Consider the following 20946-nt stretch of genomic DNA (forward strand, 5'->3'; position numbering starts at 1 on the left):
GGATGATAGATGCTTGAATATGCATTGAAAGGAAGTAAAAGATACTGGACTTGGGTATGTTTCTTACTTGTTCTTATTGGCATAGGTTTTATTGCTTATTTAAATCAGTTTCAGGTTGGTTTGGGTATTACTGGCATGAGCAGAGATGTTTCATGGGGATTTTATATAGGTCAGTTTACTTTTCTTGTCGGTGTTGCTGCATCTGCTGTTACAGTTGTTTTGCCTTATTATTTTCATAACTGGAAAAAATATGGCAGGATTGCAGTAATTGGTGAATTTCTTGCTATTCCTGCTGTGTTGATGTGCATGCTTTTTATTTTTGTTGACCTCGGACAACCTATGAGAGTTATGAACGTACTTCTGCATCCAACTCCGAACTCGGTTATGTTTTTTGATATGGTTGTATTGAGTGGTTATTTAATTTTAAATCTTCTCTGCGGATGGGTTGTTCTTGGATCTGAAAGAAAGAGTGCTCCACCTCCAACATGGATTAAACCATTTCTTTATATTGCTATTTGTTGGGCACCGTCAATCCATATAGTTACAGCATTTCTCTATCAGGGTTTGCCTGGAAGACATTACTGGTTAACAGCAATTATGGCTGCAAAATTTCTATCTTCAGCTTTTGCCTCTGGTCCTGCTCTTCTTGTATTGCTCTGCATGATAATACGAAAATTCACTAAGTTTGATCCTGGAAAAGAAGCTATTCAAAGTCTTGCAAAAACTTCAGCGTATTTTTTAATTGCAACCATTCTTTTTTACGTTTTTGAAGTTTTTACAGCATTTTATAGCAGTATTCCAGGACATATGGCTCCTATAACATATTTATTTTCTGGATTGGATGGCTTTACTAAACTCGTGCCTGTAATGAAAGTATGTGCTGTACTTGTTGCTATAGGAACAATTATTTTGGTAACACCTCCATTAAGAAAATGGGAAGTTACCCTTGCCATAGGAGCTCTAGCAACATTTCTTGGTATGTGGCTTGAAAAAGGTCTTAGCCTCGTAGTTGGAGGATTTATACCAAATCCTTTTGAGAGAGTTTTTGAGTACTGGCCTACATTACAGGAAGTTTTAATTGCACTTGGAGTCTGGTCTCTGGGATTTTTTATTCTTACCATACTTTACAAAATCGCCACAACTGTTAAGGAAAAAGCTGTGTTTGACAAATATGGACAAAAACAGATAATAGAGTAATATTTGCCTAGTCAGGGGAAAGGGCAGGTTTTTAAAAAATCTGCCCTTTTTTGTACTTTCTTGTGCACAAGCGTTCTGAATGACAGATTAAATTAGGTATTAACTTTATTTTATAACAATGAAAACATTGTCATAAATAATTAACAATTTGTAGGCACTTTGAATATACAGCTATGGATTCAGCTACATTAAAAGATTTAGCCTGTCAAAAACTGTTATAATATGCCTATGCTTCAATCAATAAGGTGGGAAAATGGCATAGTTTATATCCTTGACCAGAGACTTTTACCTGAAAAAATTGAGTATTTAAAATGTACTCATTATGAAGAAATAGCCAGAGCAATTGAGAATCTCGCAATCAGAGGTGCACCGGCAATAGGTATTGCAGCCGCGTTTTCCGTGGCAGTTACTTCATATAAATCACAGGCTTTATCAGGCAAAAAACTTCTTAATGAACTTAAGACAGTATTTCAGAGACTTATAAAAACAAGACCAACTGCTGTAAATATAAAATGGGCAGTTGAAAGGATGAAAAGTTTAATAATTAATAATCTGAATCTATCAGTTTCCAAGCTTAAGGAACTTATTGTAGAGGAAGCATTGAAAATACACCAGGAAGATATCGAGATAAACAGAACTATTGGTGAATACAGTTTGCCTCTTTTTAAAGATGGATGTACGGTTATGACTTATTGTAATGCAGGAAGCCTGGCAACAGGCGGATTTGGAACAGCAACCGCAGGAATGTATCTTGCCAAGCAAAAAGGAATCAAGTTTAAAGTTATCGCATGCGAAACAAGACCTTTACTGCAGGGTGCTCGTATTACTGTTTTTGAGCTTTCAGAGGCTGGCATAGATGTCACTCTTATTGCAGATAATACAGCGGGTGTTTTACTAACAAAAGATATGGTTGACTTTGTAATTGTAGGAACAGATAGAACAGTACAAAATGGAGATGTGGCAAACAAGATTGGCACATATTCTCTGGCTGTTCTTAGCAAGGAAAATAAAATTCCATTTTATATTGCTGCACCCACCTCAAGCATTGATCTTTCAATCCCATCTGGAAATATGATTCCAATTGAAGAAAGAAGTTCTGATGAGGTGACAACCATCAGAGGTGTAAGGATAGCTCCTCAGGGAGTTAAGGTAATAAATCTTGCATTTGATGTAACACCCTCAAAGTATGTTACAGCAATAATTACTGAAAAGGGTGTATTTTTACCAAAACATATTAAATACATTAATAGTGATGATAAATTGCAAAAATTGAGGGTTAGACTGTGAATCTTAATGATACGTTTAAAGAATATGAAGTGGAACTTAAAGAAGTAGAAAAAGAGCTTACAAAGATTTTTAAATCAGAGGCACTTCTTATACCAACAATTGGAGCGTATATTATAAACTCCGGAGGGAAACGGCTTCGTCCACTTTTTTTACTTCTTAGCTCAGATCTCGCAGGTTACAGAGGACATAAGAGAGTCGTACTTGCTGCAGTGATTGAAGCTCTTCATACAGCAAGCCTTCTTCATGATGATGTAGTTGATGAGGCAGAGCTCAGAAGAGGTAAAACTGCTGCAAACAAAGTATGGGGCAATCAGGTGGTTGTACTTCTTGGGGATTATCTTTATGCAAAAGCTCTGCATGTATCAGTAGCGCAGGAAAGTCTTCAAATAATTGAAGCTCTATCTAAAGCAACATCTTTAATGGCTGAGGGAGAAATCCTTCAACTAATGAAAACAGGAGATCCATCCATAACATTTGATGAATATATAAAGATAATAACAGGTAAAACAGCGGGGCTTATTAGTGCTGCGTGCCGGATTGCCGGGCTTCTTGCTGAACTTCCAGCAGAAAAAGTTCAGGCATTAACTGATTTTGGACATTATATTGGTATTGCATTTCAGATGCTTGATGATATTCTTGATTATGTAGCCAATGAATCCGAGCTTGGTAAAAAACTCGGTAAAGATTTGATGGAAGGTAAAATTACACTTCCACTTATTGAGCTTTTAAGAAAAGCTAACGAAAAAGAGGATGTTATAAAAATAATAAAATCCGAAGATTTCTCAGAACAGAGTCTTGTCGGTATTCTAAATTATTTAGAAACATACAAATGCATTGATTCATCAATGGAAATAGCAAAAAATTATATAGAAAGAGCAAAACAGTCACTGGAGATATTTCCAGATTCTCAGTACAGGCAGAGACTACTCAGTATTGCTGATTATATTTTATTGAGGAATAAATAATGCCATTAATACTCGTTACCAATGATGATGGCTTTTTCTCGATGGGTATTCAGAGTCTGTTTTTTGCTTTAAAAGATCTGGGAGAAACAGTCATAGTTGCGCCAGACAGAGATCGTTCTGCTGTGAGTCATGCTCTCACAATGCACAGACCATTAAAAGTGGACTTGATAAAAGAAAATTGCTTTAGTGTGAATGGGACTCCAACAGATTGCATTGTTGTGGGAGTGAAAAAAATTCTACCTCGAGACCCTGATCTTATTATTTCGGGAATCAACAAAGGAGCAAATCTTGGAGAAGATATTACATATTCAGGTACTGTTTCAGCTGCTATGGAAGGAACTATTCTTGGAATTCCTTCATTTGCAGTTTCACTTGTTGGAGAAAGACCTTTTAAGTATGAAACAGCTTCTACCTACGCACTTAAAATTGCAAAGTTTATCCTTGAAAAAAAACTTCCTCAAGAAACTCTTTTAAATGTTAATGTACCCAATAAAACTCTACAGGAGATTAAAGGAATCAAGGTAACAAAGCAGGGTAAAAGGTCTTATGAAAACTCGATTCATGAGATTTTTTCGCCATGGGGAGAAAAACAGTTCTGGATTGGAGGAGGAATCGTTTCATGGCACAAAATGGAGGGAACAGACATCCAGGCTGTGATGGACAATTATGTGTCAGTAACCCCGCTTCACATTGATTTAACTAACTATAATGCATTAGATTATCTTAAAAAACATGGCATTGAAGAATAACTATGATATTATTATTATCGGAGCAGGACCTGCAGGTATATTTGCAGCTTTAGAGGTAACTTCAAAATCTGACCTCAAAGTTTTAATTGTTGAGAAGGGAAAAGATATTGAAAAAAGACAGTGTCCAATGCAAACCTCAGGAAAGTGTGCTCACTGTCCTGTTTGTGACATTTTAAGTGGATGGGGTGGTGCAGGTGCGTTCAGTGATGGAAAGCTGAATCTTTCACCTGATATAGGTGGTTTTCTTACAAAATATATCAGTAGAGACACTCTAATTAAGTTGATAGATTATGTTGATAAAATTTACGTTAAATATGGAGCTCCAGAGAAACTGTACGAACCAGCTCCAGAAATTGTAAAAAAAATAAAAAGTGTGGCAACAAAAAACGGTATTGCTTTTATTCCATCTAAAATAAGACATATAGGCACAGAAAGATGTACTGAAGTTTTGAGAGCCTTAAAAGAAGATATATCAAAAAACGTTCAAATCCTGTTTAATCTGTCTGTAGATAGAATTCTTATAAAAGATAATAGGGTAGGTGGCGTTGTACTTAATGATGGAAGAAAAATCAATGCAAAATGTGTTGTACTCGCACCTGGAAGAGTTGGAAGTCACTGGCTTCAGCAGGAAACAAAGAAGCTAAAGCTAAACACTGAATTAAATCCTGTTGATGTAGGTGTGAGAGTGGAAGTTGCCGCATCAATTATGGAGGACCTCACACGGGTTTGTTATGAACCAAAGTTTATCTATTACTCAAAAACCTTCGACGATGCCACGAGAACATTTTGTGTTAACCCCTATGGAGAAGTTGTAAGAGAAAATATAAATGGGATATGGACAGTTAACGGACACAGCTATGCAGATAAAAAAACAGACAATACAAATTTTGCCATACTTTCAAGCACATATTTTACAGAGCCATTCCGTGAGCCAATTCTTTATGGACAGAGCATTGCAAGACTGGCAAATTTTCTTGGCCATGGAGTTTTAATACAGAGACTTGGAGACCTTAAAAAGGGAAGAAGGTCAACTCGTGAAAGAATAATGAAAAATCCCATTCAACCAACGCTGAAAGATGTAACACCAGGAGATCTCAGTTTTGTTTTGCCCTATCGTTATCTTGTAAATATAATTGAGATGCTTGAAGCTCTTGATAAGGTCTTGCCTGGAATAAACTCTAACCATACACTTCTTTATGGAGTCGAGATAAAGCTTTACAGTATGAGGTTAAAGCTTACAGAAAATCTTGAAACAGAGATAGAAAACCTTTTCGCAGCAGGAGATGGAGCAGGGGTATCAAGAGGCTTGATTCAGGCGTCAGTATCTGGCATTCTGGTAGCAAGAGAGATATTGAAACGCTATGGATAAATATAAACATTTAAGAGAATTGATGGTTGAGACTCAGATCCTTGAAAGAGGCATACGAGATAAACGTGTAATAGAGGTGATGAAAAAACTTCCAAGACATCTTTTTGTCCCTGAAAATATAATTGATGATGCTTATGATGATAGAGCTCTGCCAATTGGTCATGGTCAGACAATTTCTCAGCCATACATAGTTGCTTTAATGACAGAACTTATTGAACTTAAGGGAGATGAAAAAGTTTTAGAGATTGGAACGGGTTCGGGGTATCAGTCTGCGATTCTTGCTGAACTTGCAAGAGAAGTTCATACTGTTGAAAGAGTTTTACAACTTGCAGAGGAATCAAGAAAAAGATTTGAAAGACTTGGATATAAAAATATAAAAGTTTATATCAGAGATGGCACTGAAGGAGTTCCCGAGGAAGCTCCATTTGACAGAATCATTATAACCGCAGCCACTCCGGAGATTCCTCCTCCGCTTGTTGAACAACTAAAAGAAGGAGGAATAGTTGTTGCACCTGTGGGTGAAAGATATTCACAGTATATGCTCAAAGCAATTAAAAAGGGAAATGAGCTTGAACGGTATTATCTTATTCCGGTTGCTTTTGTTCCATTAATAGGTAAATATGGCTGGAAGGATGAGTCATAGAAACTTAAACAACTATTCTAAGTTGTATTCTTTAATTTTATAGTAAAGGGTTCTTAAAGATATTCTCAGAAGTTCAGAAGCTTTCTTTTTATTTCCATTAGTTTTGTTTAGCGCATCAACAATTGCTTTTTTTTCAATGGCTCTGAGATCGTTTCCCTCTAACTCTAAGGTGCTATCGACTTTTATTTCTATCTCATCATCTTTTGCCAGAATAATTGCCCTTTCAAGCATGTTTTCAAGTTCACGGATATTTCCAGGGAAAGAGTAGGTTTTAAGAATTTCAAGAGAATTTTTACTTAATTTTTTGTCCTCCCTGCCAACTTTTCTTGAGATAGTTTTCACTAGATACTCAGCGATTTTTGGTATATAATGTTTTCGATCTCTTAATGGAGGAATAAAGATTGGAAAAACATTAAGTCTGAAGTAAAGGTCTTCTCTGAATTTTCCTTCTTTAACCATCTGTTTTAAATCTCTGTTTGTGGCTGTTATAAATCTTGCGTTAGTTTTAATTGTTTCAAGACCGCCAACTCTTTCAAAGCTTTTGTCCTGCAACACTCTCAGAAATTTGGCCTGAATTGAAGGAGTTAACTCACCAATTTCATCAAGAAAAAGTGTTCCATCATGAGCAAGCTCAATTCTTCCTGGTTTTTGTTTTATTGCTCCTGAAAAAGCTCCTTTTTCATATCCAAAAAGCTCGGACTCAATCAGAGCTTCAGGAATTGATGCACAGTTTATTTCAACAAATGCTCCTTTTTTGTTACTTATCTGATGAATAGCCTTTGCAATTGCTGATTTCCCTGTTCCTGTTTCACCATAGAGTATTAAAGTGGTGTCAGTTTTTGCCACATCTTTTATCATTTTATAGACTTCTTCAATGCCTGCAAAAAGAATCTCAAAAGGAGGAATATCATGCGTTTTATTATCAGAAAACTTAATCATTGATTTTTTATTCAAAATTTTCTTTATAGCTTCCAGAAACTCTTCAGGCGAAGAAAGGGGTTTTGTAATATAGTCTATGGCTCCTTTTTTCATTGCTTCAACAGCAGAAGGAATTGTTCCAAAAGCTGTGATTACAATAAATTCTGTATCAGGAAGAATATCTTTTGCTTTCTCAATGAACTTTATTCCGTTCATTTTCGGCATTTTTAAATCTGTAATTACAAGATGCGGAGAAAATTTATTGATCTCTTTCAATGCCAGTTCAGGGTCATTAAATATCTGCACAGAATATTCTTCATCTGCGAGGATAGTTTTAAGAAACGAAGCAAATGATGCGTCATCCTCAACTATTGATATTCTGGCATTCTGAGACATACTTTTGTTCCTTCTCCCTTTTTGCTTTTGATCTCTAACTCAATTTTTAAAAAGTCGCATAACTTCTTTACAATTGCAAGACCAAGACCGGAACCTTTGGACTTTGTTGTAAAGAATGGCTCTATTGCCCTATTTAAAATATTTTCATCCATACCAGCACCTGTATCTGCTATCTCAATCTTTATTTTACCATTGATTTTTTCTGCAGTTATAGTAACTTTTTTTTCTCTGGCTTCAGATACTGCATCAACAGCATTTTGAATGATATTGTTTAGAATCTGCTTTAATTTATCTGCATCGGTTTTAACATAAATATCATCTGCAGCTACTGAAAATTCGATTTCTTTATTCTGATTAACAAAAGGCAGGCTGATTTCATGTAAAACTTCTTTTAGATTAATTTCATTTATATTAAATTTTTGTGGATTTGCGTATTGAGAGAGTTCATCTGTAAGTCTTTCAAGTCTAATACTTTCTTTTACAATTATATTCAGATATTCTTTCAAAGAAGCATCAGAAATCTTTTTTGTAAGATACTGGGCGAATCCCTTTATACTTCCAAGAGGATTTCTTATTTCATGAGCTAAAACTCTTGACAACATTGAAAGGTTTTCGAGTTCTCTTATTTTATCCTGCATTTTTTCAACTTTACTTAAAAGCATAATTGAAAAGAGTCCTCCAGAAATTATCAATATTGCTGATCCAATCATAAACATAACATGCATTTTTGCAGTTCTAAGAACAGCTTCAGCAGGATAGGTATGAAGCGCTACCCTTAAAATATAAGGTTTTTTATGAATTATCATCTTTGAGTCAGAGACAAACACTCTTTCCCCAGTGCCGAGTGTAACAAAATGATAATAGGGAGCGTTGTTATTAAATGTAGCAGTTATTTTTTCAATTTTTTTACCCATCAGTGCTGGATTTGAATGAAGAATGATTGTGCCATCCATACTATAAAGAGCAACAAAAGCAATACCTTCCCATCTTTCATCAAGTAAAATTTCTGAAAAGATCGTGCTTTCCTGTTTTTTAATCTTTTCGATATCCGAAGCCTGCAGAAAACTGTGCAGGGTTACAGTAATGCCTATTGCCTGCATTTTTAATGCTTCCAGCGTGGCTGTTTCAGCATTTTTGTACATTAGATAACTGTTTATGATGAGTGTGATAGAAGTGATTAAAACTAAAATAAAAATAATTAGCCTTGCTGTAAAACGCCTGATCTTGATAGTTCCACCTCTTTGTAAACTTCTTGAGGATTTGCTATGTATTTTGGAGATATATGAATAATTACAACTTCTTTAACATCTGCATCTTTTGCAATTTTCCCTGTGGTTTCTGCAGTTAAATGATTTCGCTCAATTGCTCTGTCTTTATCCTTACTGAGAAAATAAGCTTCACAGAATAAAATATCTGAACCTTTAACAAAATCAATTACTTTCTGAATATTCTCTTCAATCGGAGCCACATCTATGACATAAGAGATTTTTTCACCTTTAGTAATTTTCAAAATATGAAAAAGCTCTTCAATCTTAACTTTGCCCACTGGTGTATTTACTTCAACTGTGGTTTCGGGATCTCTCGGTTTAAGTATCTTTACTGGATCATAGTTATAATACAGTTTTATAAGCTTTTTAAGCTCACCAAGCCATGGACCTATCTTAAGTCCTGATTTTTCAAGTTCTACTTTGTCTATATTTATATGAAAATCCTCTTCAATGCTGTAAGCAATAACAGGTATCCCATGAGATAGAACCAGTGCTTTAACTCTAAAAAGAGGTTCTTGAAGGATTATATTGTTTTCTATAAACACAGCTGGCATTAGTCTAATTTCAAATCGTTCATTAGCTCTGAATTTCGCTATTTTTATTTCCTTTTCGCCAATTGCGAAAACTTCAATTGTTAATGGATAATCTGAAATGAGGTTCCATGTATAGCCTTTAAGTTTTCCCTGAACGCATTCAATTATGTTTTCAGGTCCGTAAACCCTGAGAGGTTCTGGTCTTCTTAAAACTGCTCGTATTACCTGGTCAAAGCCTATAAAATGGTCAATATGAGTGTGACTGACAAATATATCACTTACTTTAAGAATCTCATTGAAAGGAATTTTTCTTATATCACCGACATCCAGCAATAAAGATCTTCTTTCTCTTAAGAGTTTTATTAAAACACAAGGGTCTCCGAAGGCGTCATTTACTATCTTATAATGAAAAAGTCTTGCCACAATGGTATAATTATACTAAATTAGAATTGAATTTATTAATTGGAGGAGTTCATGCCTGAGTTAAGAAGAGATCCAATTTCGGGACGATGGGTAATAATAGCAGTTGAAAGAGGTAAAAGACCTTCAGATTTTACATCTGTAAGTCAGAAAAGGAAACTGAAAGGCTTCTGCCCTTTTTGTCCTGGTAATGAATATACTGCTCCGCAAGAGATAATTTCGTTTAGACCACCAAATACAGCTCCAAACACACCTGGATGGACATTAAGAGTTGTGCCAAATAAGTTTCCAGCGTTACAGATTCATGGAGACCTCAATAAAAGAGGAGAAGGAGTTTATGACAAAATGAATGGCATAGGTGCTCATGAAGTTATTATTGAAACTCCAGACCATCTAGCTTCTCTTTCCACTCTTCCATTAAAAGCTGTTGAAGATGTATTATGGGCTTACTATTTGAGAATTACGGATCTAAAAAAAGATGTGAGATTTAAATATGTATTGGTTTTCAAAAATGAAGGTGAGCCCGCAGGTGCATCTATTGAACATACTCACAGTCAGTTAATTGCTTTACCAATAGTGCCCCATATTGTTAATGAGGAAATGAATTCAGCTAAAAAATATTTTGAATTGAGAGATAGATGTATATTCTGTGACATAATTGCTCAGGAACTAGAGTCTGACAAAAGAGTTATCTATCAAAATGAAAGTTATATTGTTTTATCTCCATTTGCTCCACGAGAGCCATTTGAGATATGGATATTGCCTAAAAGTCATGAATCGTACTTTGAACCGCAAGGCAAAAGTTTCAGTCTTCTTGCAGATGCTTTACAGACTACGCTTAAAAAACTTGACACAGTGCTTGAATTTCCACCGTACAATTATGTATTGCATACATCTCCTTTCCAGAATGAGATTAATGATTACTATCACTGGCATATTGAAATTATACCGAAGCTAACAAAAACTGCAGGATTTGAGTGGGGCTCAGGGTTTTTTATCAATCCTACACCTCCTGAAGAAGCTGCTAAATTTATGAGAGAGGCAAAAGTATGAAAGTGGCATTGGTTTCAGCAGAAGCTTTTCCTTTTTCAAAAACTGGAGGGCTCGGTGATGTTGTTGGTGCATTATTTAAGGAGTTTATTAAGGCTGGTATAGATGTTTCACTTTTTCTGCCATTTTATCGAACAACGAGAGACAATTTTTACAATGTTGTTATGGATTCAGAAATAAGTTATGGAGTTCCAATTGGTTTTGATATCCGTTTTGGTGCTGTCAGATCAGCCAGGGTTTCTGTTGATGTTGATGATAATCTGATAGTTGAACCTTCAAAGCATGGCAATTTATTTTTTATTGAGCATAATGAGTTCTTTGACAGGGAACATCTTTATGGAACTAACTCTGGAGAGTATATTGATAATGCAGAACGATTTGTTTTTTTCTCAAGAGCAGTGCTTGAAGTATGCAAGGCTATGAATTTAAATTTTGATATCATTCACTCTCATGACTGGCATACAGCCCTTATTCCTCTTTATCTTACAACGCACTACAGAGAATGTTCCTGTTTTGAGAAAACAAAAACCGTATTAACAGTTCACAATCTTGGATATCAGGGTATTTTCCCTCGTGAAAAGCTTGAAGTAACAGGTTTTGGTTTGGAGATGTTTCATATTGACGGACTTGAATTTTACGGGATGGTAAGCTTTCTTAAAGGTGGCCTTTTCAGTGCTGATATTATTACCACTGTAAGTCCTACATATGCTAAAGAAATTCTGAATCCTGAGTATGGTTTTGGACTTGATGGAGTCTTAAGAAAAAGGCAGGGAAGTCTTAGAGGAATTATCAATGGAGTTGATTACAAAATATGGAATCCTCAAAAAGATTCATTCATCATTAAACAATACAGCATACAAAATCTAGAAGATAAGCAAGAAAATAAAAAACATTTGATAGATATAACAGGGATAGAATGTTCAATAGAAGATCCTTTGATTGCCTTTGTCGGAAGAATGGTTTATCAAAAAGGTATAGATATTATTGTGGACACAATACCAGATTTAATCGTGACAGGAGTAAATTTTGTAATTGAAGGAACAGGAGAATATTATTATGAAGAGAAAGTTAAGGAACTGCAACAAAGTTACCCATCAAAAATTTTTACTTTCGTCGGATTTGATGAATCCCTGGCACATAAAATTTATGCAGGAGCAGATGCTTTATTAATACCTTCAAAATATGAGCCATGTGGATTGAGTCAAATAATTGCAATGAGATATGGAGCAATACCAATCTGCAGAAAAACAGGAGGGCTTGCAGATACAGTTGAAGACGAAGTTACAGGTTTTCTGTTTAATGAATACAGTGCTGAGGCTCTTAAGGTTGGAGTTCATAGATTTCTTGATATTTATTCAGATAAAGCAAAACTGAACCATATGATTTACAATGCAATGAGCAGAGATTTTTCATGGACAAAATCATGTAAGGAATACATAAAACTTTATGAAGGAATAATTGTGGGTTAATGCGAGAAAGACACGCACTTTATGAATTAATACGACTGCTTGAAACTTCAGAAGATATAGAACTACTTCTTGAAAGACTTATCTATCACATTACTGAATTAATAAATGGTACAGGAGGTGTTATCAGATTTGTTAAAGGAGAAGATTTACATATTGTAGCGACATATAACATCGAGTCAGACAAAACCACTATGAGTGTCGATCAGGGAATATGCGGAGAAGTTATCAAGGATGGCAAAGCAAAAATATTTAACAGAGATCAACTTGAAGGAAAGGATCTTGACATCCCGGCATATTCAGCAATATGCATTCCTTTGAAAGTGCAGGAGGAAATTTTTGGAACAGTCCTTGTTTATAATAAAATTAACTCTGATCATGGTTTTGCTGAGTTTACTGCTGAAGATGCAGAGCTTGGAGAGCTTTTTTCAGGACTGGCATCTTTGATTATTCTCAAAGCGTTAAGGCTTAAAGAGCTTCAGGAAAAAGAAATTGAAAATAAAAAGGCAATAGAACAGATAGACGAACTTAAAAGTTATCTTGAAAGTCTGATTCATAGTTCGGCAGATGCCATCGTAGCTACTGATTTGAATAATATTGTTACAGCATGGAACATGGGAGCGGAAAATATATTTGGCTATAAAAAAGAAGAAGTAATCGGAACACCTTTACCTGTTATCCCTGATTTTTTACGGGAAGTAGAAAGATTTTATCTTGAAAAAGTTACTCATGGAGAAACTTTAAAAGATATAGAGACTGTTGGATTAACCAAAGATGGGAAACTCATTGAAGTAAGTACCACTTTTTCACCAATAAAGAATGCCTATGGCGAAATAATAGGCATTAGCAGAATAGTAAGAGATATTACAGAAAAGAAAAAACTCGAAAAAGACCTGATAAGAAGAAACGAAGAACTTACGAAAATTTTATTTATAAGTTCAGCTGTGAGAAGCACGCTGGAGTTAAATAAGCTTTTAAGGATAATACTTACAGTAATCACAATGGGAGAAGGGCTTGGGTTTAATAGAGCTGTTCTTTTTCTTGTAAACGAAGAGACAAATTCCCTAAAAGGAGTGATGGCTGTTGGTCCTTCAAGTTATGAAGAAGCATGGCAGATTTGGTCAAGTATGGCTCAGGAAAAGAAAACTCTACATGAGGTTCTTAATGAATTAAGCAGAAAGGAGTTTGTGGAAGATAGTTTTCTTGAAAGAATGTGCAGAAATATTTCCATTTCACTTAATGAAAATACACCAATTGTAAAAGCGGTCAAGGAAAAGAAAACTTTTAATATAAAAGATGTTCATGAAGAAGAGGCAGACCCTGTTATAATTCAACAACTTGGAAGTTCTGCCTATGCAGTGGTTCCTCTTATTTCAAAGGATAAAGCCATAGGAGCAGTATGGGTTGACAATATGTATACAAGAAAACCAATTACAGACCAGGACATAAACTTTTTAAAAGGGTTTGCAGACCATGTTGCAGGTGCTATTGAAAATGCATGGATATTTGAGAAAATAGAAAAAGCAGAAAAAGAGCTTGAAATGCTTTTTAATTCAATTACAGATCTGATTTATTACACTGATGATAATTATTCAATAAAAAAGGCTAATAAATCTTTTTTGGATAAACTTGGAATATCCAAAAAAGATGTGATTGATAAGAAATGCTTTCAACTTATTCATAAAACCCAGCATCCTTTAACGGAATGCCCTCACAGAAAAGCTATGGAAACTGGTAAAGCTATGGTTGGAGAGATTGAGGAAGACTATCTTGACGGAGTTTATCTTATTTCAAGTTCTCCTATATTTGATAAAAATGGTAATCTGGCAGGGACCATAAATGTAGCAAAAGATATAACCGAATTCAGAAGTTTAAAGGAAAAAATTCTAATAATGGAAAAAATGGCTTCTCTTGGAGAATTAGCTGCCAAGGTTGCTCATGAAATAAGAAATCCTCTTCTGTCTATAGGTGGTTTTGCAAAAAGACTTGACAAAGAATTAGAAGAAGGGAAGACCAAGGAATATGTAAAAATTATTATAGAAGAGGTTAAAAGGCTTGAACGAATTCTAAATGAAATTTTAAGTTTTGTAAGACCATACTCTATGGATAGAGAAAAATTTAAAATTAAAGACCTAGTTGATAATGTTGTTAATTTATTTGAAGCTACGTTAAAAGAACATAACAACAAATTGATAGTTAATGTGGAAGAAGATTTTATGGTACATGGTAACTATGATAAATTAAAAGAAGTCCTGTTAAATTTAATTTTAAATGCAAATGATGCTACAGATAATGGGATAATTACTTTAAAAATAAAGAGACCTGATAGGTTGCCATCAAGTAGAGCAATCACTGAAAAAGAATACTTCGTTATTGAAGTCAGCGATACAGGACATGGAATAAAGAAAGAAAATTTAAAAAGAATTTTTGATCCTTTTTTTACAACAAAAACCAATGGAACTGGACTTGGGTTAGCTATTTCAAAAAGAATTATTGAGGATCATGGTGGTATAATTAAAGTGGAAAGTGAGGTTGATAGAGGTACAACCTTCAAAATTTATTTTCCAGCATATAAAGAAGAAGGAGGAAACAATGAAAATTCTAGCAGTTGATGATGAAAAAAATATACTGATGCTATATAAAGCTGAACTTGAGGATGAGGGATATGAAGTTATTACAGCAAACTCAGGACGAGAAGCCATAGAGCTTTTTGAAACCCATAAACCAGATATTGTAACTCTTGATATAATGATGCCAGATATGGATGGAATTCAGGTTTTAAGACAGCTAAAGCAAAAGAATCCCAATGTACCTGTAATTATGCTTACTGCGTATGATTACAGAGATGACTTTTCTATATGGGCATCAGATGCCTATGTGGTCAAGTCTTCTGATTTAGGACCTTTAAAAGAGACAATCCGAGAAATTTCAGAAAAATTCGGTTTAAAATGAAAAAAACCGCGATTGTAATATTTTTTATTTTTATTTTAATATTTCCATCTATGGCGTTCTGTGAGGTTAAAGAAAAGGTTTTAAAAAATGGACTTAAAATAATTTTTATCGAGGATCATTCCTCTCCTGTTTCAACTTTTCAGGTATGGTATAAAGTAGGTTCTATGGATGAACCAGAGGGTAAGTCAGGAATAAGCCATCTACTTGAACATCTAATGTTCAGAGGAAGTAGGAATTATCCGGGAAATGTTTTTTCAAAAATCATTCAATCACAAGGCGGAATTGATAATGCCTTTACAACCAAAGATTATACTGTTTATTTTCAGAAACTTTCTCCATCTAAGATACAGACATCCATTTCTCTTGAAGCAGATAGAATGGCAAATTTACTCCTGCTTCCAGAAGATTTTGAACTGGAAAAGAAAATTGTTCTTGAAGAAAGAAGACAGAGATATGATGATGATCCTGAAAGTTTGATGTTTGAAGAAGTTATAAGTGTAGCCTTTAAAAATCATTCGTACAGGAAACCTGTAATTGGATGGATAGAAGATATTCAGTCAATTACTCTTGATGATGTAAAAAACTACTATCATGAATACTACTGCCCAAACAATGCATTTATAATTGTTGCAGGAGATATAAAACAAAAAGAAGTTATAGGGCAGATAAAAGAAAAATTTGAAAATATTCCTTCATGCAAAATTAATCCACCGAGAAAGAATCTTTACGAACCTGAACAGTACGGAGAAAGAAGAGTAATTTTAAAAAAGCAAACACATCTGCCAATGCTTGTTATGGCTTATAAAGTTCCTGCATATCCACAGAAGGACAGCTTGTCTCTTGAAGTATTGAGCACCATAATGGGAGAAGGAAAAAGTTCCAGGCTTTACAGAAAACTTGTCATTGAAAAAGCTCTGGTAGTTGATGTGTCAACCGGCAATTCACCATTAAGCAGAGATGGATTTTTGTTTTTCATTGTTGCATCTTTAAAGGATGTTGAGAAAATTGATGAGGTAAGAAAAATTATAGAAGAAGAAATTGACAGGATAAAGAATGAACAACCTTCTGAAAAAGAGATTGAAAAGGCAAAAAATCAGGTTGAAGCTTCTTTTCTTTTTAATCAGGACTCTGTTTTTGGATATGCTCTATATCTTGGTAGGTTTGAAATTCTTGGAGACTGGAAAATGATTGATAGATACAGAGAAGAGATAATAAAAGTTCAATCAGAAGATGTTCAGAATGTAACAAAAAAATATTTCAATTTTAATAACCTGAGTATTGGAGTGCTTTTACCCAGATGAATATACAACTCTTCTTTAAAAAAAGTTTAAATTCTTGTCACATTGTTTTACACAGGAAAACTTTTAAGCCGGTTAGCTTTAAATTTCTTATTTTTATTGTTTTTGGCTTTTTTTGTTTGTTTTTTAACAACTCTCTTGTAGGAGCTGAAACAATGGATTTTAAAACATTTCAATTACAGAATGGCACAAAAATTAAATATCTTCAGAGGGAGAATATCCCAATTGTCTATGTATCTGTGCTTATTCCAGCCTCTGTGCTGGATGAATCAAAGCCTTCGGTTGCTTATCTTACAGCCCATATGCTAACTCACGGAACGCAGAGACTTACTGCAAGGCAAATTGAAGAGGAGATAGACTTTTTAGCAATTTCAATTGAGAAAAACATCACGCATGACTATACTATGCTTACGCTATCAACAACAAAGAGACATCTGAATGAGGCTCTGAATTTATTTTTAGATATTCTCATGCATCCTTCGTTCCCTGAAGATGAATTAAAAAAAGAAATATCCATACTTGAAAAATCATTAAAACAGATGGAAGAAGATCCTTCATTTATTGCACATAAAACTTTCCTTAAACAGCTTTTTGGACAACATCCTTACGGAAGACCGATCGAAGGAGAACCTGAAAAACTCAAAGATATAACCAGACAGGATATTATAAATTTTTATGAGAATTTATATAAACCAGATGGCATGATTTTTTCAGTTGTTGGTGATATTAAGGAAGATGAATTAAAAGAATTAATTAATAAGCCTATAGCAAAGTGGAATGGTAATCGTAAGGAGAGAAATTTAAATCCTCCAGTCTTTTCTAAAAGAACCGAACCAAACAAGATTTTTATAAAAAGAGATGATTTAACGCAATCAACAATTGTTCTTGGGTTTGAAGGAATTTCCAGAAAAGACCCTGATTTTTATGCTGTGAGTGTGATGAATTATATTCTTGGTGGAGGAGGACTTACATCAAGACTTGCAAAATACATTAGAGAAGAACATGGCCTTGCTTATTCAATTTACAGCACATTCAATCCATATTTGTTGCCAGGACCATTTTATGTAGAAGTTAAAACCAAAGCTGAAAATACAGATAATGTTGTAGGAATGATAGTTAAGGAACTTAAGAAAATGAGGGAAAATGGAGTAACCGATGAAGAATTAAAAGAGGCAAAAGCATTTCTCATAGGCAGCTTTCCATTAAGAATTGATACAATGAAAAAAATAAGCGAATTTTTACCTGTTATTGAGTTCTACAATCTTGGAGATGATTATATAAAGAAATATCCAGAATATATTGAAAAAATAACTGCTAAAGATATAAAAAAAGTTGCTGATAGACTTTTAAACTCCAGTTCATATATTCTGGTTATCGTGGCTCCTTCAAATGCTGTAAAATGAATCTTCTTGATAATTAAGAAAATGTACCAAGTTTAATTTTTTAAAATATTATCTATTATCGAAGTAATAAAATGGAATATCAATAATACTGATAGGAGTCTGCGTATGGATAATTTTTTTCAGGCATTGATTTTAGGCATTATTCAGGGAATTACAGAGTTTTTACCAGTGAGCAGTACTGCTCATCTTGTAATTACACCATGGATTTTTGGCTGGACTGGAGAGTTAAACTCTCTTAGTTTTGATATTGCAGTACATCTTGGTACTCTTCTGTCACTTGTTTTCTGTTTCTGGAAAGACTGGATTGAGATTTTATTTAAAGACAGAACGTTGCTTGTATACATAGTTATTGGAACAATTCCTGCGGTTTTAGCTGGATTAGCTTTTCATGACATTATAGAAACAACTCTCAGAAATCCGCTGATTATTGCGTTTACTCTTATATTTATTGGAGCTCTCATGCTTTTAGCTGAAAAAATTGGAAAAAGGCAGAGAGATTCAGTTAGTTTCTGGGATGCTGTAATAATTGGTACTGCTCAGGCTTTTGCTCTTATTCCAGGAGTATCTCGTTCAGGAATAACAATTACAGCAGGGCTATTTAAAGGACTTAAAAGAGATTATGCTGCAAAATTTTCGTTTTTGCTTTCAACTCCTGCAATTGCTGGTGCAGCATCATTTGATTTTTATAAATCAATAAAAATGAGCCACTCCTATGATTATTCACTTTTTCTTGTAGGAGTTATCTCTGCTGCTATAACAGGAACTCTGGCGATTAAGTTTATGCTGAGTTTTTTACGAAAATACCCTTTAAATATCTTCATTTACTACAGATGGCTTTTAGGAGTTATGATTTTTCTGTTATATTTCTTTAAGTAATGACTGCAAGAGCAAATTATAGAAAAAATTTAAAAGATCAGCATTCATTCAATTTATCAGCAAAGGCAGTATTTAAAGCCATATTGCTTATAGCTTTTGCTATTTATCTTTTAATAAGTTTTATAAGTTATAACTTCCTTGACCCGTCCTTTCTCACTTATACAAAATCACAGCCTGAAAACTATGGAGGAATAGCAGGTGCATATATCTCTGATATACTGCTAAGTATATTTGGTATTGCTGGATTTTTAATCCCTTTATTTTTCATATTATGGGGATTAAGGATTTTCTCTGGAAAAGTTTTGTCATTTTCAAAGATTCCTTTGATTATAGTTATGCTTTTTTCTATTGCAGTAATGCTTGAACCATTACGGAAATCTCTTGAAACATACAAGAAATTTCCCAATGGATTTTCATGCATAGTATTTGATGTTAGCGAAAAAATTATATCAGTTTCAGGAACTTATATTTTGTGGTCAGCTGTTTTAGTGGCATCAATAATTTTGCTGAGACCTGAAATTTTGAAGAAAAAAGAAAAAGAATCGCATGATAAATCCGTAACCAAAAAACCATCTGAGGAAATAAAAGTTGTCAAACTTTCAAAATCTGAAGAACCTGAAAAAGAGAATATCAATGTTGTAAGGGATAAACATACTAATGAAAGATTTGTTAACACCAATCACAAAATTGTATCCGAAAATAAGGGTTTTATGATGCCACCACTTTCTTTGCTTAAGATTGAAAAAACTGAAGACAGCATTTCAAAGGAGGAGATTATTGCATCTGCTCGCAGTATTGAAAGCAGATTTTCAGAGTTTGGAATACATGGTTCAATAAAAGAGGTTCATCCTGGCCCTGTTGTTACAATGTATGAATTTGAGCCAGCAAGCGGAATTAAATTGAGTAAGATTATAGCTCTGAGTGATGAACTTGCTTTATCTCTTAAAGCCCAGAGCATAAGAATATATCCAATACCTGGAAAGTCAGCAATAGGCATTGAAGTTCCCAATAAAAAGCGTCATATTGTAAGACTCGGAGAAATTATTGCATCAGATAAGTTTCAGCAGAGTTCATCCTATTTAACTTTAGCTCTTGGCAAAGACATATATGGCAATCCTGTTATAACAGACCTTGCAAAAATGCCTCATCTGCTTGTTGCTGGTGCAACAGGTTCTGGTAAAAGTGTTTGTCTGAACACTATGATACTCAGTCTTCTTTACAAAGCAACTCCACATGATGTAAGACTGCTGCTTATTGATCCAAAACTTCTTGAACTTTCAACATATGAAAACATTCCCCATTTAATGTATCCTGTTATAACTGACCCGAAGGAAGCCTCAGAGGCTTTGAAAAAAGTCATTGTAGAGATGGAAAGGCGGTATAAGTTATTTGCAACCAATGGATTTAGAAATATTGATAGTTTTAATAGGTCAGCATCAATTGAGGAAAAAATTCCATATATTGTTGTATTTATTGATGAATTTGCTGATTTGATGTTTACAGCACCAGCAGAGGTTGAACAATCAGTTACTCGAATTGCTCAGATGGCAAGGGCATCAGGGATTCATCTTGTTGTTGCAACTCAGCGTCCAAGCGTTGATGTAATAACAGGTATAATCAAAGCAAACTTTCCAGCAAGGATTGCATTTCAGGTCTCATCTCGCATTGACTCCCGTACAATTCTTGATTCACAGGGTGCTGAGAAACTACTCGGGATGGGTGATATGCTTTTTATGGTGTCAGGAGTAAAGATAATAAGAGTTCATGGAGCATTTGTAAGTGATGAAGAGGTAAAAGCTGTTAATGACTATCTTCGCAGTCAGGGTAGTCCTGATTACTCAATGTTTGAATCAATTCAGGTGCCTGTAGAAAAGAAAGAAAATGGTAGAACCAATGGAGTTGAAAGAGACAGTCTATATGATGAAGTCATTGAATATGCATCTCAGGCTGGAGAGATATCCATATCACTTATTCAGAGGAAATTTAAAATCGGTTATAATCGAGCTGCAAGAATTATGGATTTACTTGAAGAAGATGGACTCGTTGGCCCTCCTCAAGGAGCTGGGAAACCCAGAAAGTTTTTTAATAAATTTTGATTGCAATTCAGAAAAAGGCAATTAAAAATACTCTAAATTCATAAAGAGGTTTACTCCTGA

Annotated in this window: 17 protein-coding genes; 14 read left to right on the top strand and 3 right to left on the bottom strand. The window is 34.5% G+C overall.

Annotated elements, in window-relative coordinates; genetic code table 11:
- Positions 1-9: 9 nt before the first annotated feature.
- The 6 genes from dsrP to G581_RS0107425 all read left to right on the top strand — a co-directional run bounded on the left by dsrP (position 10) and on the right by G581_RS0107425 (position 6210).
- Positions 10-1197, top strand: a complete 1188-nt coding sequence (dsrP, locus tag G581_RS0107400; protein ID WP_028845283.1) for a sulfate reduction electron transfer complex DsrMKJOP subunit DsrP — start codon at positions 10-12, stop codon at positions 1195-1197.
- 222 nt (positions 1198-1419) lie between these two features.
- Positions 1420-2484 carry an S-methyl-5-thioribose-1-phosphate isomerase gene (mtnA, locus tag G581_RS0107405; RefSeq protein ID WP_028845284.1) on the top strand — a complete coding sequence of 355 codons (1065 nt, stop codon included), beginning with the start codon at positions 1420-1422 and terminating at the stop codon, positions 2482-2484.
- Complete coding sequence (locus tag G581_RS0107410) at positions 2481-3449, top strand: polyprenyl synthetase family protein (RefSeq protein ID WP_051179029.1); 969 nt, start codon at positions 2481-2483, stop codon at positions 3447-3449. The genes mtnA and G581_RS0107410 overlap by 4 nt, the downstream gene beginning before the upstream one ends.
- The gene (gene surE, locus G581_RS0107415) at positions 3449-4198 is read left to right on the top strand and encodes a 5'/3'-nucleotidase SurE (protein WP_028845286.1); all 750 of its coding nucleotides are present in this window, start codon (positions 3449-3451) and stop codon (positions 4196-4198) included. Before G581_RS0107410 ends, surE begins: the two co-directional genes overlap by 1 nt.
- The gene (locus G581_RS0107420; protein ID WP_038065456.1) at positions 4182-5567 is read left to right on the top strand and encodes an NAD(P)/FAD-dependent oxidoreductase; all 1386 of its coding nucleotides are present in this window, start codon (positions 4182-4184) and stop codon (positions 5565-5567) included. Before surE ends, G581_RS0107420 begins: the two co-directional genes overlap by 17 nt.
- Positions 5560-6210: a protein-L-isoaspartate(D-aspartate) O-methyltransferase gene (locus G581_RS0107425; protein ID WP_028845288.1), complete on the top strand. Its 651-nt coding sequence runs from the start codon at positions 5560-5562 to the stop codon at positions 6208-6210. The genes G581_RS0107420 and G581_RS0107425 overlap by 8 nt, the downstream gene beginning before the upstream one ends.
- Positions 6211-6222: 12 nt before the next feature.
- Here G581_RS0107425 and G581_RS0107430 read toward each other — a convergent pair whose 3' ends face one another.
- Genes G581_RS0107430 through G581_RS0107440 form a run of 3 tightly spaced genes read right to left on the bottom strand, consistent with a single transcriptional unit; the run spans position 6223 to position 9748 of the window.
- Positions 6223-7524 carry a sigma-54-dependent transcriptional regulator gene (locus G581_RS0107430; RefSeq protein WP_028845289.1) on the bottom strand — a complete coding sequence of 434 codons (1302 nt, stop codon included), beginning with the start codon at positions 7522-7524 and terminating at the stop codon, positions 6223-6225.
- Positions 7497-8666, bottom strand: a complete 1170-nt coding sequence (locus G581_RS0107435; RefSeq protein ID WP_028845290.1) for a two-component system sensor histidine kinase NtrB — start codon at positions 8664-8666, stop codon at positions 7497-7499. Before G581_RS0107435 ends, G581_RS0107430 begins: the two co-directional genes overlap by 28 nt.
- 56 nt (positions 8667-8722) lie before the next feature.
- Complete coding sequence (locus G581_RS0107440) at positions 8723-9748, bottom strand: ribonuclease Z (RefSeq protein WP_028845291.1); 1026 nt, start codon at positions 9746-9748, stop codon at positions 8723-8725.
- Positions 9749-9799: 51 nt separating this feature from the next.
- On the opposite strand from G581_RS0107440, the gene galT reads away from it, so the two are divergent.
- The 8 genes from galT (at position 9800) to G581_RS0107480 (ending at position 20886) form a co-directional block, all read left to right on the top strand.
- The gene (gene galT, locus G581_RS0107445; RefSeq protein ID WP_028845292.1) at positions 9800-10798 is read left to right on the top strand and encodes a galactose-1-phosphate uridylyltransferase; all 999 of its coding nucleotides are present in this window, start codon (positions 9800-9802) and stop codon (positions 10796-10798) included.
- A complete protein-coding gene (glgA, locus tag G581_RS0107450; protein ID WP_028845293.1) occupies positions 10795-12264 on the top strand; it encodes a glycogen synthase GlgA in 1470 nt (489 codons plus the stop codon). Before galT ends, glgA begins: the two co-directional genes overlap by 4 nt.
- Complete coding sequence (locus G581_RS0107455; RefSeq protein ID WP_028845294.1) at positions 12264-14873, top strand: PAS domain S-box protein; 2610 nt, start codon at positions 12264-12266, stop codon at positions 14871-14873. The genes glgA and G581_RS0107455 overlap by 1 nt, the downstream gene beginning before the upstream one ends.
- Positions 14854-15213 carry a response regulator gene (locus G581_RS0107460; protein ID WP_028845295.1) on the top strand — a complete coding sequence of 120 codons (360 nt, stop codon included), beginning with the start codon at positions 14854-14856 and terminating at the stop codon, positions 15211-15213. The genes G581_RS0107455 and G581_RS0107460 overlap by 20 nt, the downstream gene beginning before the upstream one ends.
- 50 nt (positions 15214-15263) lie before the next feature.
- Complete coding sequence (locus G581_RS10970; RefSeq protein ID WP_038065515.1) at positions 15264-16514, top strand: M16 family metallopeptidase; 1251 nt, start codon at positions 15264-15266, stop codon at positions 16512-16514.
- A 152-nt stretch (positions 16515-16666) separates the two neighbouring features.
- Entirely contained in the window at positions 16667-17914 is a 1248-nt protein-coding gene (locus tag G581_RS0107470) for a M16 family metallopeptidase (protein ID WP_169368419.1), read from the top strand.
- 105 nt (positions 17915-18019) lie between these two features.
- Positions 18020-18790 carry an undecaprenyl-diphosphatase UppP gene (gene uppP, locus G581_RS0107475; RefSeq protein ID WP_028845297.1) on the top strand — a complete coding sequence of 257 codons (771 nt, stop codon included), beginning with the start codon at positions 18020-18022 and terminating at the stop codon, positions 18788-18790.
- Positions 18790-20886: a DNA translocase FtsK gene (locus tag G581_RS0107480; protein ID WP_028845298.1), complete on the top strand. Its 2097-nt coding sequence runs from the start codon at positions 18790-18792 to the stop codon at positions 20884-20886. Before uppP ends, G581_RS0107480 begins: the two co-directional genes overlap by 1 nt.
- Positions 20887-20946: the final 60 nt, after the last annotated feature.

Source organism: Thermodesulfovibrio thiophilus DSM 17215 (assembly GCF_000423865.1).
GTDB classification, from domain to species: Bacteria; Nitrospirota; Thermodesulfovibrionia; order Thermodesulfovibrionales; family Thermodesulfovibrionaceae; genus Thermodesulfovibrio; species Thermodesulfovibrio thiophilus.